Source organism: Dokdonella sp., assembly GCF_041395345.1.
Lineage (GTDB): Bacteria > Pseudomonadota > Gammaproteobacteria > Xanthomonadales > Rhodanobacteraceae > Dokdonella.
Window position 1 is genome coordinate 56,027 of sequence record NZ_JAWLAR010000007.1, and the last position, 16,701, is coordinate 72,727.

Below are 16,701 nucleotides of genomic sequence, written 5' to 3' on the forward strand. Positions count from 1 at the left end.
GCGCAGTATCGCATCCATATGCGGTCATTCGAAGCATGAGAACATTCGCGCATGACACCAACCGGCAGGCAACGACTCGTGGTAATCGGCGGCGGACCGGCCGGTCTGATGGCTGCGGAGTGCGCCGCAAATGCCGGCGTTTCGGTTGATCTCTACGAGCGCATGGGCTCCGTGGGCCGCAAGTTCCTGATTGCGGGCAAGGGAGGACTGAACCTCACCCATTCCGATGCCTTGCCGACGTTTGCGTCCCGCTTTGGTCTGCGCGCAGAGGAAATCGGTGACTGGCTGCAGAGGTTCGACAACGAAGCGCTCCGGGAATGGGCTGGCAATCTCGGCATCAGGACTTTCGTTGGCAGCTCCGGGCGGGTATTCCCGGAGGATCTCAAGGCTGCCCCGTTGCTACGTGGCTGGGTACGCCGTCTGCGAGCCCGTGGCGTGCACTTCCATGTCCATCATCAGTGGCTTGGTTGGGCGGATCGGCAGACTCTGCGCTTTGGCACCGACGGCAAGGAAAGCCTGGTCGAGTGCGATGCTGTGGTTCTTGCCCTCGGCGGCGGCAGCTGGCCCATGCTGGGATCCGACGGCCGCTGGCAGGAGTTGCTGAATCAGCGCGGTGTGGACATTGCGCCACTGCAAGCTTCCAATTGCGGATTCGATGTCGGCTGGACCACGCATCTGAGCGCGCGACATGCCGGCTCGCCCGTGAAGCCGGTTGTCATCCATTGGCATTCCGCAGATGGAACTTCCCGACAGCGCCAGGGTGAGTTCGTGCTCACCTCCACCGGCATCGAGGGCAGTCTCGTCTATTCGGTATCAGCGGAGCTCAGGGACGCCATTTCCGCGCAGGGCTCCGTGTTGATCCATCTCGATCTCGCTCCGGACCGCGACGCGAAGCGGCTGCAGCGGGACCTGTCACGCCCACGGGGCAAACACTCCATGGCCAAGCACCTGCACCGGTACGCCGGCATCGACGGCGTAAAGAGCGCCCTGCTGCATGAACTGCTGGAACGCCAGGCTTTCGACGACGTGGAGCGACTGGTCGCGGGCATCAAGGCTCTTCCGGTCCGACTGCGAAAACCGCGCCCCATGGAAGAGGCCATCAGCACGGCCGGTGGCGTCCGCCTTGAAGAACTCGATGCCAGGCTCATGCTGAAATCCATGCCCGGCATCTTTTGCGCCGGAGAAATGCTGGACTGGGAAGCGCCGACCGGCGGTTACCTGCTGACAGCCTGTTTTGCCAGTGGCGTCATCGCCGGATCCGGCGCAGCGGAATGGCTGGCGCAGTGCCGGGCCTGATCACCACTGGGTACGATTCGGCAGCAGGCCCTTCAACTCGGCATCGGTCAGGTTTCGCCATTGGCCGACTTTCAAGGCGCCCAGCCTGATATTGACGATGCGCACCCTGCGCAGCTGCTTCACCCGGTAGCCGAACGCCGCAGCCATCAGTCGAATCTGCCGATTGAGCCCCTGGGTAAGGACGATGCGAAACCCGAACCGGGCGAGCTTCCATGTGCGGCACGGCTTCGTCATCTGGCCATGGATTCGCACACCGCGCGCCATGCCGTTCAGAAATTCCGTGGTCACCGCCTTGTTCACACCTACCAGGTATTCCTTCTCGTGATTGTTTTCCGAGCGCAGCAATTCGTTGACGATATCGCCATTGCTGGTCAGCAAGATCAGGCCCTCGGAATCCTTGTCGAGCCGGCCGATCGGAAAAATGCGTTGCTGATGATCGACGAAATCGACAATATTGCCCTTGACCGTCGATTCGGTCGTGCAGGTCACCCCAATTGGCTTGTAGAGGGCGATGTAGACGTGCTTTCGAGTCCCTGCGACGCTTGAACGCATCCGCAACGCCTGACCATTGACCTGCACATCGTCACCTTCCGCATAGACATCGCCGATGCGCGCCGGCTGGCCATTGAGAGTGACCTTGCGTGAAGCGATCAGGCGATCGGCCTCACGCCGTGAGCAGTACCCGGTGTCGCTGATGAACTTGTTGAGTCGCATGAATCTGCTCGGACTTGAGGTTCGTGGCCGCGGCCATCGGCCTCGGGGCGAGGATGCTGGCATGACCGGGACGTCGCGGTCCATTCCGGGAACTGTCGGCTTCCGCTATCCGACAAGCAGGATCCTGGAATTCGCATCGCAATCGCAGTCCCCTTGCCGAGCAGCGCGCGCGGGATTCCCGGCACGATTGGCCAAGTCCCCGGGTATCTGACTTTAGTCACGCGCAAATCCGGGCCACATGCCCTAGGCTGGAGGTTCCACTGCATTCCGGAAGACCTTCAAGATGACCCATTGCCTGACCCTGGCAGCCGCCCTTGCGCTGTCTCTCGGCATTACTGCGCCCGTGATGGCGGAAGAAACCGACAAGTCCGCCCAGTCAGCGGACAAGAGCAGCAGCCCCGCATCCGACGCAATCAACCCTTTTTTCGCGCCCAGCCCGCTGCCCTATCAATTTCCCCAGTTCGACAAGATCAGGGATGCCGACTACACACCGGCCTTCGAGAAAGGGATGGCCGACAACCGCGCGGAAATCGATGCGATCGCCAACAATGAGGAACCAGCCACATTTGACAACACGATTGTCGCCATGGAGCGCAGCGGCGCCCTGCTGAATCGCGTTGCACGCGTTTTCTTCGGGCTGGCCGGTACCAATACGAACGACACGATGCAGGCCATCCAGGCAGACATGGCACCCAAGCTGTCGGCCCACAACGATCTGATCCTGCTCAACGGAAAATTATTCGCGCGTGTCGAGTCTGTCTACAACCAGCGCGATTCGCTCGGACTCGACCCCGAATCGAGGCGGCTCGTCGAGCGCTATCACACGGATTTCGTGCGTGCCGGCGCCAAGCTCTCGGAATCCGACAAGACGCGCCTCAAGGCCATCAACGCGGAGATGGCCAGCCTTGCGACCGAGTTCAGCCAGAACCTGCTCAAGGAAACCAACGCCTCCGCGGTCATCGTTGATGATCGAAGCAAGCTCACTGGCCTCACCGACGATGCCATTGGTGCCGCCAGCGAAGCCGCCAAGAGTCGCGAACTCGAGGGCAAGTACGTCATTCCGCTCAAAAACACCAGTGGCCAGCCGCCGCTGGCTTCGCTGCAGGATCGTGCCCTGCGCGAGAGGATCATGCAGGCGTCACTGACCCGCGGCAGCAAGGGCAGTGAATGGGACAATCGCGGCATTGTCGCTTCGATGGCCAAGTTGCGCGCCGAGCGCGCCGCCCTGCTGGGCTACCCCAATCACGCCGCCTACGTGCTTGAGGACGAGACTGCCGGTACGGTCGAGGCAGTCAACAAGCTGCTCTCGCAGCTGGCGCCGCCAGCGGTCGCGAATGCGCGTGCCGAAGGTGCCGACATCCAGAAGATGATCGACAGGGAGGGTGGCGATTTCCAGTTGAGTGCCGCCGACTGGGCCTACTACACGGAAAAGGTCCGCAAGGAAAAATTCGATCTCGATGCCGAGGAGTTGCGCCCCTATTTCGAGATGAACAACGTGCTCCAGAATGGCGTGTTCTTCGCTGCCAACAAGCTCTACGGACTGACCTTCAAGGAGCGCAAGGACCTGCCGGTCTACCTGCCGGACATCAAGGTCTTCGAAGTGTTCGAGGAGAACGGAGATCCGCTGGCCCTGTTCATCGTTGACTACTACGCGCGCAGCAACAAGCGCGGCGGCGCCTGGATGAATGCCTATGTGCAACAGTCGGAACTGGACGGCACCAGGCCTGTGGTCGGCAATCATCTCAATATTCCCAAGCCTGCCGACGGCGAACCGACCCTGATGACCTATGACGAGGTCAATACCGCATTCCATGAATTCGGCCACGCCCTGCATGGCATGTTCTCGAATGTGAAGTACCCGCGTTTCTCGGGCACCACGGTGCCGCGCGATTTCGTCGAGTATCCGTCCCAGGTCAACGAGATGTGGGTTGCCTGGCCGGAAGTCCTGCAAAACTACGCCAAGCACTACAAGACCGGCGAGCCGATTCCAAAGTCCCTGCTCGACAAGGTCATTGCTTCGGAAAAATTCAACCAGGGCTTTGCCACGACCGAATATCTTGGCGCCGCCCTGCTCGATCAGGCCTGGCATCAGATCACCGCGGCACAAGCCCCGGATGCCGATGGCGTGCTCGCCTTCGAGGCGGCTGCGCTGAAGAAGGCCGGTATCGATTACGCACCCGTACCACCGCGCTACCGGACAACCTATTTCTCGCACATCATGGGTGGCTACTCGGCCGGCTACTACGCATATATCTGGAGTGAAGTGCTCGATGCCGGCAGCGTGAAGTGGTTCAAGGAGAATGGCGGTCTCACGCGCAAGAATGGTGACCACTTCCGCAAGACCCTGCTCTCGCGTGGCGGTTCGGAAGATGCCATCACCCTGTACAGGAACTTCAGCGGAGGCGAACCCGACGTGCAACCCCTGCTTGAGCGCCGCGGTCTGACCGGAGCGAAGCAGTAGCGAAGCAGACATGGCTGCCGTTCGATCAGGACGGCAGCCGCACGTACAATCGCCATCGACAACCGACTTCGAAGACCGAGCTCGCCCCATGAGCAAGCGCATGCCGTTGGCCAACCTGATCGATGGAAGACTCCAGCCTGCCGCCGGAGCTGGCGTACTGGATGTCCACGAACCGGCCACGGGACAGGTTTTCGCCCAGTGTCCGGCATCGACCCGCGAAGACGTCGATTGCGCGATCGCCGCAGCACGCCGGGCGGCGCCCGCCTGGGCGAATACCCCGGTTGAAGAGCGTGCACACCTGCTCGCAAGACTGGCCGATCTGGTTGAGGCCGAACTCGAGTCGCTGGCTGCGCTTGAATCACGTGACAACGGCAAGCCCGTACATGTTGCCCGCAGCGTCGACATCCCGCGCGCGATCGCCAATCTGAGATTCTTTGCCTCGGCCATCATGCAGTGGGCAAGCGAGTCGCATTCCGGCAGGTCCGGATCGATCAACATCACCTTGCGCCAACCCCTCGGCGTGGTCGGCTGCATTTCGCCCTGGAACCTTCCCCTCTATCTGTTCACCTGGAAGATCGCTCCCGCCCTTGCCGCCGGCAACACGGTGGTTGCCAAGCCATCCGAGATCACGCCGTGCACGGCAGCAAGGCTTGGCGAACTGAGTATCGCAGCGGGATTCCCCGCAGGCGTACTCAATATCGTGCATGGCACCGGTCCGGAAGTCGGCCAGGCCATGGTTGAATCGCCGCTGGTAAAGGCCATTTCATTTACCGGCAGCACGATGACCGGATCCGCCATCGCACAGACTGCAGCACCCATGTTCAAGAAGCTGTCCCTTGAAATGGGCGGCAAGAATCCGGCCATCGTCTTCGAGGACTTCGATTTCAATGAAGCCAGTCTCGCCACCATCGTGCGTTCCGGCTTCGCCAATCAGGGAGAGATCTGCCTGTGCGGATCGCGCTTGCTTGTGCAACGTTCGATCTACGCCAGATTTCGCGAGCGCTATCTGGAAAAGGTGCGCGCATTGTCGGTGGGCGATCCGCAGGATGATCGAAGCGACCTCGGTGCCCTTGTATCGCGCGCTCATTTCGACAAGGTGATGAAGGCGATCGGCAAGGCCAGGGAGGAAGGCGGCAAGATCAGTTGCGGCGGCAACCCGGTCCGGCCTGGCGGGCGCTGCGCCGAGGGCTGGTTCGTCGAACCGACCGTGATAGAGGGGCTCGAATCAGGCAGCGCAACCAATCAGCAGGAAATATTCGGCCCGGTCGTCAGCCTCATGCCCTTCGAAGACGATGAGGATGCCATCCGCATCGCCAATGACACCGAATACGGTCTCGCCGCTTCCCTGTGGACGAATGACCTCGGCAGGGCCCAGCGACTTTCCAGCCGGCTCGACTTCGGGATCGTCTGGATCAATTGCTGGATGAATCGCGATCTGAGAACCCCTTTTGGCGGCGTCAAGAATTCCGGTATCGGACGCGAGGGCGGAGTCGACGCCCTGCGCTTTTTCACCGAGCCCAAGAACATTTGCATCGAATCTCGTTGAGTCAACTGCCCGCACTGGATACGTGCCGGCTGATTGCATTGGAGGAGCGGAATGAACAACAGCAAACACCACGGCAAGCGGCTGAAAGCCTGCGCACGCCGCTTGTCATTGGCTGCAGGACTTGCGCTGGCGTTGAGCGCGTCCATGGCCGACGCCGAGGAAAGCCCGGCGCCGACGGGATCGGCCAATGTGCATCAACAACGCGAAGCTGTCGCGGAGTCCGAGAAGATCATGGGCGAAGCGCAACGTCGCAACGGCCTGCTGGCGCAATATGTGTTCATGCGGGACGCGTATGCGAACAGCAACAACTTCGCATTCCGGGTCATCTTCAATCAGTATCTGAGCTGGTATCAGACCTGGGTCGGTGACTACGTCGGCGCCCGCAACAGTTTTTCCATCATCCAGAAACAGGCGTCTGACGATGCCGCTTCGCCGTTGAAGGAAGCCGGCTGGAAACCCGAGAGTGCCGTCGACGTGATCGCTCGGCTGGCCAAGGGCAGGAAGGCCGTCTTCTTCAACGAGAACCACAGCTATCCGCTGACCCGCACCCTGACCGTTCAGATGCTGAAGCGGCTTCGCGAGGAAGGTTTCGACACGTTCGCCTCGGAAACGCTGAACCAGGCGGACATGGAGGCGCTTCCCGGTCGCGGCTATGCAATCGACGAGACCGGCTTCTATACCCTGGAGCCGATCTACTCGGAAATGGTTCATGAGGCGCTGAAACTCGGCTATCGTGTGGTCGCCTACGAGGCATTGTCGAATGCCACGGCCGATGCGCGCGAATCCGAGCAAGCGCACAACCTCAAGCGCGATGTCTTCAAGAATCACAAGGATGCGCGTCTCGTGGTCAATGCGGGCTATGCGCATATTCAGGAGCACGGCAAGTACCTGGGCGGCTCTTCCATGGCCCAGCATTTCGAGCGCATCACCGGCATCGATCCGCTGACTGTCGAACAAACCATGCTGATCCCGCACGACAAGCTTGCGAGCGATCATCCCTACTACCGCGCGGTGATGGAAACCCTGGCCCCCACAGAGCCGATCGTGTTCGTCAATGACAAGGGCGAGCCATGGTCGCTCAAGGAAAAGGCCTACGATGTCAGCGTCTTCTTCCCCGAAGAAGTGCTGCAACGCAATCGACCCACCTGGCTTGCACTGGGCGGGTTGCGGGTTCCGTTCGCAGTTTCCGCGAGAATGTGCGATGACGCTTATCCCTGCATGATCGAAGCCCGCTACGAGGGTGAGCCGGATGCGGCGATACCGGCTGATCGTCTCGTTGTCGAATTCAAGGGACGCACCGCAGGCTATGGCGACAAGGTCCGCCAGAGCAGCGATCCTTACCCGATCTACGAACTCTGGCTGCGGCCCGGTCGCTACCAGATGCTTGCCAGGAACATGGACAATCAGGTGCGCTATCGTCAGACCATCGAAGTCAAGGCTGCAGGAAAGGAAAAGTGAGCACTATCGTCCATGCTGACGCAGCGCCAAAGGCCGTCGGCTCGTATCCACATGCGCGTCGCGTAGGCAATCTGCTGTTCCTGTCCGGCGTCGGCCCGCGCAAGCGCGATGACGATTCGGTACCGGGTAACGTTCTCGACGCGAACGGAAACTTGCTCAGCTATGACATCGAGGCACAATGCCGACAGGTATTCGCCAATGTTCGCGCCGTGCTGGAAGCCTGCGGTGCACGCTGGGAAGATCTGGTAGACGTTACCGTGTATCTGACCAACATGGAGGACGATTTCGCCGCCTACAACCGGATCTACGCCGAACACTTTGTCGAGGCGCAACCCTGCCGCACGACACTGGGTATAACCGCCCTGCCCACGCCGATCGCGATCGAACTCAAGTGCGTGGCCGTACTCGGACAGACGGCCTGAGTCTGCGGACAATGGCGACTCCTGCGGGCGCGGGACGGCGAGTCCGCGATCCGTTAGCATTCCACGGTCCGCCCCCGTGCGCTGCCGGCAAGCCTTCATCATGATCAGCCCCGCCTTCAATCTGCAGGAATGGATCGACGAGCACCGCCATCTGCTCAAGCCCCCCGTGGGCAACAAGTGCATCGTTGCCGGCGATTTCTTCATCATGATCGTTGGCGGCCCGAATCTGCGCACCGACTATCACTGGGACGAAGGTCCCGAGTTCTTCCATCAGCTGGAAGGCGAAATGGTGCTGAAGATCCAGGAAGACGGAAGACCTCGCGACATCCCGATCAAGGCTGGAGAAATGTTCTACCTGCCGCCGCGCGTTCCGCATTCCCCACAGCGTTCAGCAAACTCGATCGGACTGGTCATCGAGCGCAAGCGTCTCGACCATGAAAAGGACGGACTGCTCTGGTACTGCGAACGCTGCAATCACAAGCTGTACGAGGAGTTTTTCACTCTCAGGGACATCGAGGCGGATTTTCCACCGGTGTTTGATCGATTCTACGGCTCCCTTGATGCACGGACCTGCGATTCCTGTGGCCACGTGAATCCGGCGCCCGAGCGTTACGAAAAGTCCCGCTGACACGTATTTCCGGGCCAATACCGGTACTCGATCAGCAATTTGCGACTGCCCGAGCCGGGGCGCCTCGGGTTACACTCGCGCCCATGCTCAAGATCGACACCCACGCCCATATCCTGCCTGAAAAATGGCCAAATCTCGCGGAGAAATACCACGATGACCGGTTTCCGGTCATGGTCAACGCCGAGGGACGCCACCGCATCTACAAGGATGGCAAGTTCTTTCGTGAAATCTGGGCCAATGCCTTCGATCCGGAAGTACGCATTGCCGATTACGCCAGGTTTGCCGTCGACGTGCAGGTGGTCTCGACCGTCCCGGTCATGTTTTCGTACTGGGCCAGGCCCAGCCAGGCGCTGGAGCTGCATCGATTTCTGAACGATCACACCGCCGAGGTCTGCAGGCGCTACCCCCAGCACTACGCCGGCATTGGCACGGTGCCCCTGCAATCTCCCACGCTCGCCATCCAGGAACTGGAGCGCTGCGTGGATCAGCTGGGCCTGTCCGGCGTGCAAGTCGGCTCGCACATCGAGGACTGGAACCTTGATGCGCCCGAGCTGTTTCCCTTTTTCGAGGCAGCAGAGGATCTGGGCGCAGCCATTCTGGTCCATCCCTGGGACATGATGGGCAAGGAAAGCATGCCCAAATACTGGCTGCCCTGGCTGGTCGGCATGCCTGCCGAACAGGCTCGCGCAGCCTGCTGCCTCATCTTCGGCGGCGTGCTGGAGCGACTGCCGAAGCTGCGGGTCTGTTTCGCTCACGGCGGCGGATCCTTTCCCTATTCGATCGGTCGCATCGAGCATGGATTCCGCATGCGCCCGGACCTCGTCGCCACTGACAACTCACGCAATCCACGCGACTATTTCGGTCGCATGTACTTTGATTCCTGCGTCCATGATGATGCCGCGCTACGTTATCTGATCGATGTTGCCGGCGTTGAAACCGTGATGCTTGGCACCGACTACCCGTTTCCGCTGGGCGAACAGGAGCCTGGCGCCGGAATCAGCGCCCTGAATCTGTCTCGCGCCGATCAGGCCCGCCTGTTCCACGGCACCGCCCTGGAATGGCTGAACCTTCCCCAATCACGTTTTGCCAACGAAGATACGGAGTGATCCGATGAAACTTTCTGCCCTGCTCCTGCTTGCATCGATCGGCACTGCGTTCGCGCAGGAGCGCACCGACTACAATCTCAACGAGGGCCGGGTCAACTTCAGCGTGCCCTCCGGCTGGAGCGCGATCATGGAGAAGTCCGATGGCAATCCGCAGGCCATCATTTTCTGGGTGCCCGATCCCGCAACCGAAGGCACCGACGATACGGCAAGTGTCACGGTCAAGACGCGCAGATTGAACTCGCCGAACGATTTCGCCGAGGCCACCCAGAACGAACTGGCCCTGTCCAAGGCGCAAACCGGTTATGAAGCGGAGCCGGAAGGCAACAATGCAAATGTCCACCGCTATTTCGTAACCCGCGGCAAGACCCGATACACGATTCGCGACCGCTTCACTATGCTCGGCAACGTCGCTGTCCAGGTACGCTGCCAGCGCCCGATTCTGGACGGTACAACCCAGGACTGGATTGCCCGTTTCGATGCCGGCTGCAACAGCGTCGCCTCTTCGGTGAAATGATGAACGCAAACGCGTATTCGGCGACCGAGGAATGGGCGCTGGCCGCCGACGCGGCTGATCCTCTGGCGGATTTCCGTTCCGAGTTTTTCATCCCCAGCCATGAGGGCCACGAGATCGGCTACTTTTGCGGAAACTCACTGGGCTTGCAGCCCCGTGCCGCCAGGCAAGCCGTTATCGACGAACTCGACTATTGGGCCGAACTGGCCGTCGAAGGCCATTTTCGCGGTCGCTTGCCGTGGCTGGACTATCACGAATTCGTGCGCGACGACCTTGCCCTGCTGACCGGCGCGCAACCTGGCGAAGTCGTCGCCATGAACACGTTGAGCGTGAATCTGCATTTGCTCATGGTCAGTTTTTACAGACCGACCCCCGAGCGCCCGGCCATCCTCATCGAGAAGAGCGCGTTTCCATCAGACCGCTATGCGGTCGAAGCTCAGGTGCGATTTCACGGCTTTGATCCAGCAACGGCGTTGATCGAAATCGCACCCGACCAGCCAGGAGGAACGATTTCTGACCAGGCGATACTGCGCGCCATCGACGAACACGGATCCCGCGTCGCTCTGGTCATGCTGCCTGGTGTCCAGTACCTGACCGGACAGGCTCTCGATCTGGCCACGATTACGCGGCAAGCGCATGCCAAGGGCTGCATCGTCGGGTTTGATCTTGCCCATGCAGTTGGCAACATCCGTTTGGGACTGCACGACTCGGGTTGCGATTTCGCCGTCTGGTGCAGCTACAAATACCTCAACTCCGGACCCGGCGCCGTTGCCGGCGCGTTCGTGCACGAACGCCACGCGAATACGGACCGGCCGCGTTTTGCCGGCTGGTGGGGTCACCAGAAATCGACGCGCTTTCAGATGGGGCCGGAGTTCAGGCCGACTCCTGGCGCGGACGGGTGGCAACTTTCGAATCCGCCCATCCTTGCACTGGCGCCATTGCGCATTTCGCTGCAGGTATTCAGGCGTGCCGGCCTCGATGCCCTGCGCAGCAAGTCCGAGTTGCTGACCGGCTACCTGGAGTGGTTGATCAATGATCGCCTGCGCGACGTACTCGAGATTGCCACTCCAGCCGATTCCCATCGGCGCGGTTGCCAGCTTTCGCTGCGCGTGAAGGGACCCCGCGATTCCGGTCGCTCCCTGTTCGAACATCTGCAACAGTATGGAATCGTCGTCGACTGGCGCGAGCCCGACGTGATCCGCGCGGCTCCGACACCGCTGTACAACCGGTTCATGGACTGCCAACGCCTGGTCGGCTCGATCGCGAGCTGGCGCGACGCACGGCGAAATTGAGATGCAGAAGCCCGCCATCACGATCATCGGTGCCGGTCTGGTCGGATCCCTGCTTGCCACCCTGCTTGCCCAGCGCGGATTCCCGATTACCGTTCTGGAGCGACGTCCGGATCCTCGCAAGTTCGGCTTTCTCGGAGGTCGCTCGATCAATCTTGCCCTGGCCGAGCGTGGCTGGCACGGCCTGCGTGTTGCCGGGATGCAGGAACGGATGCGCTCCATTGCCGTGATGATGCGGGGGCGTATGGTGCATGACCTGAATGGCCGCACCAACCTGCAGCGCTATGGCCGCGACGACTCCGAGGTCATCTGGTCGGTCAGTCGCGGTGCCCTCAACATGGCATTGCTCGATGCAGCCGAGGCCGCGGGCGCAACAGTCCATTTCGATCGAGGACTCGTGTCGGTCGACTGGGCCTGTATGGACTTGCAGTTTCGCGACTCCGACGGAACCGAACACTCGCATCACGCGGGCATTGTCATCGGCGCCGATGGTGCCGGCTCGGCCTTGCGCGGTGCCATGGCGGCGCAGCAGGAACTCGGCGAACGCTTTGAACCGCTCGGACATGGCTACAAGGAACTGGAAATTCCCGCGCTTGCCGATTTCCCGAGAGAGCAGCTTCCCGCAGAACTTGCAGATGCACTCGCCCGAGGCGAGCGCTATGCCATCGAACCACACGCCCTGCACATTTGGCCACGCGGCAATTACATGTGCATCGCCCTGCCGAATGCCGAAGGCAGTTTCACGGTAACCCTGTTTCTGCCGAATGAGGGCGAGCCAAGCCTGCAGACTGTCGTCAGCGCGAAACAGGCGCGCGAGTTCTTCCAGCGCGATTTTGCCGACACGGTGCCGCTTATCCCGGAGCTCGAAAAGGATTTCGTCGGTAATCCGACCGGACTCCTGGGCACCCTTTACCTCGATCGCTGGCACTACGAAGGACGCGCGCTGCTGGTCGGGGACGCATCGCATGCCATCGTGCCATTCCACGGCCAGGGCATGAACTCCGGATTCGAGGACGCCGTCGAACTGGCAGACCTTCTCGAATCCAGACCGAACGACTGCGCGGCGGTATTCGCGGAATTCGAGCGCCGGCGCAAGCCGAATGCGGACGCCATTGCGGCCATGGCCCTCGAAAACTACGTCGAGATGCGCGATCGCGTGGACGATGCCGACTACCTGCTCATGCGCGAGCTTGATCGGCTGCTTGCGGACCGTCATCCCGGTCGCTGGGTACCGCGCTACTGGATGGTGACATTCTCGCGAATTCCATATCTCACGGCTTTCGAACGCGGCGCACTGCAATCCAGCTGGCTGCGCGAGTGGATCGATGGAGTATCCAGTATCGACCAGCTCGACCTGCCCGCCATCGACATGCAGATCCGGAACAAACTCGATTTCCTGCCCACGGATGCCTGAGCGACCGCGATCCGGACCTGGCGTTCAGGCTCTGCTCGGGCCGTACCTCGATACCCACTACGATGTTCGATTGCCGGGAGGCGCAAGGGCCACGCTACGCTGTGGTCAGCGCGTGCCCGATAGCGTGATCGAAGTCATCGGGCGGACATCGGACGCATTCCTGATAACAGCATGCAATCCGCGCTCGAAACGCTTGTCAAACGCCGAAAATCGTCTCCTCATGCAACGTCTGTTGCAGCAAGTGAACTCGGCAGGTTGCCAGTGCCTGCCCGGAGTAGGCCACGTACCCGGAGAAGCCTGGCGTGAACCTCTGCTGCTTCTGTCCGCAATCGATGTCGACTTCGTCGACGAGGTCGCGCGTCGCTTCGACCAGAACGCAATCGTGAGTCTGCGCCCAGGCCAGCCAACGCGTCTGCGCATCTATCGTCCGTGCTGGCGTCGGGACATGGCCGATTCCTTGAGATTCGAATGGGCGCCGGAGCAGCGCTAGCCTGAACGAAGTCCACATGCCTGTCCTTGCATGTCCAGACATCTCTCTCTGACAGGCACTACACTGGTGACCCGCCCCGCTTTGCAGCGCAATCCGAAAGAAATTCATCGAGGCAATGTCCAGTGAGTGAAGAATTCATCCAGGTGCGCAATCTGCGCATTGAAGATTACGAGGCCATGGTCGATGTGACCCGGGCCGCCTATGCGGGCATCGGTGGCTTGCCCTGGGGTCGCCAGCACATCGCCAAACTGCTCGACCTGTTTCCGCAAGGACAGCTGTGCGTGACGGTTAACGAAAGACCGGTTGGTTTCGCCCTGAGCCTGATCATCGACTACAGCAAGTTCGGCGATGCGCACACTTACGAGGACATAACGGACAAGTACACGTTTTCCACCTACGATCCGCAAGGAGACGTGCTTTACGGCCTCGAGATCATGGTCGATCCGGCCTTTCGCAACATGCGTCTCGCACGGCGCCTGTACGAGGCGCGCAAGGCGCTCTGCGAGAACCTGAACCTGCGCGCCATTCTTGCTGGCGGGCGCATACCCGGCTACGCCCTGCATTCCGGCAGCTTTTCCGCCAAGGAATACATCGCGAAAGTCGCATTGAAGGAACTCTACGATCCGGTCCTGAGTTTCCAGATCGCAAACGGCTTTCACGTGCGCAAGATCCTCAAGAACTACCTGGGATTCGATGCGGAGTCCAAGGCATTCGCGACGTTGATCGAATGGAACAACATCTACTATCAGGAGAAGCCCGATCTGCTCAAGCGCCAGCACAGTCTGGTACGCATCGGACTCGTTCAATGGCAGATGCGCCCGATAGACTCGCTGTCATCCTTGCTGCAGCAGGCGGAATTCTTCGTCGACGCCATGGGTGCGGTACGTGCGGATTTCGTGCTGTTTCCCGAATTGTTCCACATGCCACTGATGGCGCAGTTCGGTGATGTGAGTCCATCGGAGTCGATTCGGCGACTGGCCGAGTTCACGCCCGAGATCTGCGACCGGCTCAGTCAACTGGCGGTCAATTACAACATCAACATCATCGCTGGCAGCCTGCCCTATCTTGAACATGGCAGCCTGTATAACGTGGCCTATCTGCTTCGCCGGGACGGCACACGTGCCGAGCAGCGCAAGATCCACATCACGCCGGGCGAGCGGCGCTGGTGGGGCATGAAGGGCGGCACCAAGCTGGAAGCTTTCGATACCGACTGCGGCAAGATCGGCATCCTGATCTGCTACGACAGCGAATTCCCCGAACTGCCGCGTCTGCTGGCCGACCAGGGCATGCAGATCCTGTTTGTTCCGTTCCTGACCGAAATGAAGAATGGCTACATGCGAGTACGCCTGTGTACGCGGGCCCGTGCCGTCGAGAACGAGTGCTATGTGGCCATCGCCGGCGCCGTAGGCAATCTTCCCAAGGTACAGGCATCCGACACGCACTACGCCCAGTCGGCCGTGTTCACGCCTTCGGATTTTTCATTCCCCGGAGATTCGATCATCGCCGAGGCCGCACCCAACTCGGAGGCCCTGCTGGTTGCCGAGGTCAATCTCGATTTGCTGCGCACCCTGCACGAGCATGGTGCGGTCACCACGCTCAAGGACCGCCTGCCGTCGCTCTACGACTTGCGTTGGCTCGGAGAAACAGGCGGTACGGCAAAGATCGAATCCTGAGCAGGCATCGATGCAGGTTTCCAGACCCGGTCCGCACGCGGTCTGGATGTGTCAGCGAGAGCGTCATGGTTCGGACTTCAGCCCGCCTCACTGGCGACGACGGTGCGACCACATCAATGTGACGCCGAGCAGGAATCCGATTCCCAGAAAGCCGCCCAACCAGACCATCAGCGGCAAGTCGGCATCGAAGAAGAGAATGCTCAAGGTCGTGGTCTGGCTGTTTTGCCAGATCACCAGCAGAACCAGTACGGTCACGATGGCAATCGTGATCAGGCGACCATGTCGCTTGCCACTCGGGTTTTCCACAGGCGTCCCCATTCCGGGCTTGCGCATGCAGTGTAGCGCCGATCCGTTCAGATTGACGAAATCAGCCCGTCGGCTATCGTATAGTTGGCCTCCGAAAAGAGCCCATCCGGAGACCTTCCATCACTACCCTGCCATACGACAGCGCCCAGTTTGAACGCAATGCGCAGGCCATTGTGGATGCTGGCCGCGACCTCTCCATGCTGGGATGGACCCCCGCGACCAGCAGCAACTTTTCCATGCGTCTGGGCGATGGACTGGCCGCCGTGACGGTATCCGGGCGGGACAAGGGAAAACTGGGCCTTGATGACATCATGGTCGTCGACTTCGAGAACCGGCCTGTTGCCACATCAGCGCGTCCGTCTGCCGAGGTCGCCCTGCACACCCAGATCTACCGGCGGTTTCCACAAGTCGGCGCCGTGCTGCATACGCATTCGCGTGCGCAGAGCGTGGCATCTCGACTGTTTGCCAACGCCGGTGGCGTCCGCTTCGAAGGCTGGGAACTGCAGAAGGCCATCTCCGGCCATGACACCCACGAGAGTGTCCTCGACCTGCCCGTGTTTCCGAACACGCAGGACATGCAGGTGCTGGTCGACCAGATCGATACCTGGCTTGATTCGGGCAAGCCGCTGCACGGTTATCTGATCGACGGGCACGGCATCTATGCCTGGGGTGTTGATATGGCCGAGGCGCGTCGCCACCTTGAAGCATTTGAATTTCTGCTCAATTGCGAGCTGGACCTGAGGAGCTTTTCACCGTGAGCCGACTTCGCATTTTTGCCGAGGACGATGGGTCGACCGCACTGGCCACCTATACGTCGCATGCCGAAATCACCAAGGCGCTGAGCGCGGTCGGAGTGCGATTCGAACAGTGGCAAGCGACCCGAGCCATTGCGCCCGGTGCAAGCCAGGACGAAGTCATCGCCGCGTATCGGTCCGACATTGATCGCCTGATGCGCGACGAAGGATACAAGACGGTCGATGTCATCAGCCTGACACCCGACCACCCGGACCGTGCCGCGCTACGCCAGAAATTCCTCAGCGAGCACACCCACTGCGAAGACGAAGTTCGCTTCTTCGTTGCCGGCTCCGGCCAGTTCACCTTGCATATCCAGGGAAAGGTCTACGATGTCCTGTGCGAGCAAGGCGACCTGATTGGCGTACCGGACGGAACCCGACACTGGTTTGACATGAGCGAGTCGCCGCATTTTGTCGCGATAAGGCTGTTCAACAATCCAGCCGGTTGGGTCGCCGAATTTACCGGCGACGACATTGCCCTCAAGTTTCCCCGCATGATTCCGGCGCTGCCCGCGTCATCGCACTGAATGCATGGGTCAAGCCTGAACCAGGCTCAGGCTGTCGCCCTGGATGCTGAATGGATCAGGCCGCGT

16 protein-coding genes are annotated in these 16,701 nt (G+C 60.6%); 14 read left to right on the forward strand and 2 right to left on the reverse strand.

What is annotated here, in order from left to right; genetic code table 11:
- The first annotated feature begins 51 nt into the window (after positions 1 to 51).
- Complete coding sequence (locus R3F00_RS07850; RefSeq protein ID WP_371281223.1) at positions 52 to 1,296, forward strand: TIGR03862 family flavoprotein; 1,245 nt, start codon at positions 52 to 54, stop codon at positions 1,294 to 1,296.
- On the opposite strand, the gene R3F00_RS07855 is transcribed toward R3F00_RS07850, so the two are convergent.
- Positions 1,297 to 2,010, reverse strand: a complete 714-nt coding sequence (locus R3F00_RS07855) for a pseudouridine synthase (protein WP_371281224.1) — start codon at positions 2,008 to 2,010, stop codon at positions 1,297 to 1,299.
- Between the two features lie 283 nt (positions 2,011 to 2,293).
- On the opposite strand from R3F00_RS07855, the gene R3F00_RS07860 reads away from it, so the two are divergent.
- The 11 genes from R3F00_RS07860 to R3F00_RS07910 all read left to right on the forward strand — a co-directional run bounded on the left by R3F00_RS07860 (position 2,294) and on the right by R3F00_RS07910 (position 15,008).
- Complete coding sequence (locus R3F00_RS07860) at positions 2,294 to 4,471, forward strand: M3 family metallopeptidase (protein ID WP_371281225.1); 2,178 nt, start codon at positions 2,294 to 2,296, stop codon at positions 4,469 to 4,471.
- Between the two features lie 88 nt (positions 4,472 to 4,559).
- Complete coding sequence (locus R3F00_RS07865; protein WP_371281226.1) at positions 4,560 to 6,017, forward strand: aldehyde dehydrogenase; 1,458 nt, start codon at positions 4,560 to 4,562, stop codon at positions 6,015 to 6,017.
- 51 nt (positions 6,018 to 6,068) lie between these two features.
- Entirely contained in the window at positions 6,069 to 7,475 is a 1,407-nt protein-coding gene (locus R3F00_RS07870) for a hypothetical protein (RefSeq protein WP_371281227.1), read from the forward strand.
- Positions 7,472 to 7,897, forward strand: coding sequence for a RidA family protein (locus R3F00_RS07875; RefSeq protein WP_371281228.1), 426 nt, complete (start codon positions 7,472 to 7,474; stop codon positions 7,895 to 7,897). The genes R3F00_RS07870 and R3F00_RS07875 overlap by 4 nt, the downstream gene beginning before the upstream one ends.
- 100 nt (positions 7,898 to 7,997) lie before the next feature.
- The gene (locus tag R3F00_RS07880) at positions 7,998 to 8,525 is read left to right on the forward strand and encodes a 3-hydroxyanthranilate 3,4-dioxygenase (RefSeq protein WP_371281229.1); all 528 of its coding nucleotides are present in this window, start codon (positions 7,998 to 8,000) and stop codon (positions 8,523 to 8,525) included.
- Between the two features lie 83 nt (positions 8,526 to 8,608).
- Positions 8,609 to 9,631 (forward strand): amidohydrolase family protein, encoded by a 1,023-nt coding sequence (locus tag R3F00_RS07885; RefSeq protein ID WP_371281230.1) that lies wholly within the window; start codon positions 8,609 to 8,611, stop codon positions 9,629 to 9,631.
- Positions 9,632 to 9,635: 4 nt separating this feature from the next.
- Positions 9,636 to 10,145, forward strand: coding sequence for a hypothetical protein (locus R3F00_RS07890; protein ID WP_371281231.1), 510 nt, complete (start codon positions 9,636 to 9,638; stop codon positions 10,143 to 10,145).
- On the forward strand, positions 10,145 to 11,434 hold the full coding sequence (gene kynU, locus R3F00_RS07895; RefSeq protein ID WP_371281232.1) for a kynureninase: 1,290 nt from the start codon (positions 10,145 to 10,147) through the stop codon (positions 11,432 to 11,434). Before R3F00_RS07890 ends, kynU begins: the two co-directional genes overlap by 1 nt.
- Position 11,435: 1 nt before the next feature.
- Positions 11,436 to 12,845, forward strand: coding sequence for an FAD-dependent oxidoreductase (locus R3F00_RS07900; RefSeq protein WP_371281233.1), 1,410 nt, complete (start codon positions 11,436 to 11,438; stop codon positions 12,843 to 12,845).
- The gene (locus R3F00_RS07905) at positions 12,838 to 13,335 is read left to right on the forward strand and encodes a DUF3293 domain-containing protein (protein WP_371281234.1); all 498 of its coding nucleotides are present in this window, start codon (positions 12,838 to 12,840) and stop codon (positions 13,333 to 13,335) included. Before R3F00_RS07900 ends, R3F00_RS07905 begins: the two co-directional genes overlap by 8 nt.
- A gap of 122 nt (positions 13,336 to 13,457) precedes the next feature.
- A complete protein-coding gene (locus R3F00_RS07910; RefSeq protein WP_371281235.1) occupies positions 13,458 to 15,008 on the forward strand; it encodes a nitrilase-related carbon-nitrogen hydrolase in 1,551 nt (516 codons plus the stop codon).
- A gap of 87 nt (positions 15,009 to 15,095) precedes the next feature.
- Here R3F00_RS07910 and R3F00_RS07915 read toward each other — a convergent pair whose 3' ends face one another.
- Positions 15,096 to 15,341, reverse strand: coding sequence for a LapA family protein (locus R3F00_RS07915; RefSeq protein WP_371281237.1), 246 nt, complete (start codon positions 15,339 to 15,341; stop codon positions 15,096 to 15,098).
- A 92-nt stretch (positions 15,342 to 15,433) separates the two neighbouring features.
- On the opposite strand from R3F00_RS07915, the gene R3F00_RS07920 reads away from it, so the two are divergent.
- Entirely contained in the window at positions 15,434 to 16,072 is a 639-nt protein-coding gene (locus tag R3F00_RS07920; protein WP_371281354.1) for a methylthioribulose 1-phosphate dehydratase, read from the forward strand.
- On the forward strand, positions 16,069 to 16,635 hold the full coding sequence (locus tag R3F00_RS07925) for an acireductone dioxygenase (RefSeq protein ID WP_371281238.1): 567 nt from the start codon (positions 16,069 to 16,071) through the stop codon (positions 16,633 to 16,635). The genes R3F00_RS07920 and R3F00_RS07925 overlap by 4 nt, the downstream gene beginning before the upstream one ends.
- Positions 16,636 to 16,701: the final 66 nt, after the last annotated feature.

Bases quoted from the DNA above. Each gene is read 5' to 3' on its own strand.
- R3F00_RS07850 (WP_371281223.1), top strand. From the start codon at position 52: ATGACACCAACCGGCAGGCAACGACTCGTGGTAATCGGCGGCGGACCG.
- R3F00_RS07855 (WP_371281224.1), bottom strand. From the start codon at position 2,010: ATGCGACTCAACAAGTTCATCAGCGACACCGGGTACTGCTCACGGCGT.
- R3F00_RS07860 (WP_371281225.1), top strand. From the start codon at position 2,294: ATGACCCATTGCCTGACCCTGGCAGCCGCCCTTGCGCTGTCTCTCGGC.
- R3F00_RS07865 (WP_371281226.1), top strand. From the start codon at position 4,560: ATGAGCAAGCGCATGCCGTTGGCCAACCTGATCGATGGAAGACTCCAG.
- R3F00_RS07870 (WP_371281227.1), top strand. From the start codon at position 6,069: ATGAACAACAGCAAACACCACGGCAAGCGGCTGAAAGCCTGCGCACGC.
- R3F00_RS07880 (WP_371281229.1), top strand. From the start codon at position 7,998: ATGATCAGCCCCGCCTTCAATCTGCAGGAATGGATCGACGAGCACCGC.
- R3F00_RS07885 (WP_371281230.1), top strand. From the start codon at position 8,609: ATGCTCAAGATCGACACCCACGCCCATATCCTGCCTGAAAAATGGCCA.
- R3F00_RS07890 (WP_371281231.1), top strand. From the start codon at position 9,636: ATGAAACTTTCTGCCCTGCTCCTGCTTGCATCGATCGGCACTGCGTTC.
- kynU (WP_371281232.1), top strand. From the start codon at position 10,145: ATGAACGCAAACGCGTATTCGGCGACCGAGGAATGGGCGCTGGCCGCC.
- R3F00_RS07900 (WP_371281233.1), top strand. From the start codon at position 11,436: ATGCAGAAGCCCGCCATCACGATCATCGGTGCCGGTCTGGTCGGATCC.
- R3F00_RS07905 (WP_371281234.1), top strand. From the start codon at position 12,838: ATGCCTGAGCGACCGCGATCCGGACCTGGCGTTCAGGCTCTGCTCGGG.
- R3F00_RS07915 (WP_371281237.1), bottom strand. From the start codon at position 15,341: ATGCGCAAGCCCGGAATGGGGACGCCTGTGGAAAACCCGAGTGGCAAG.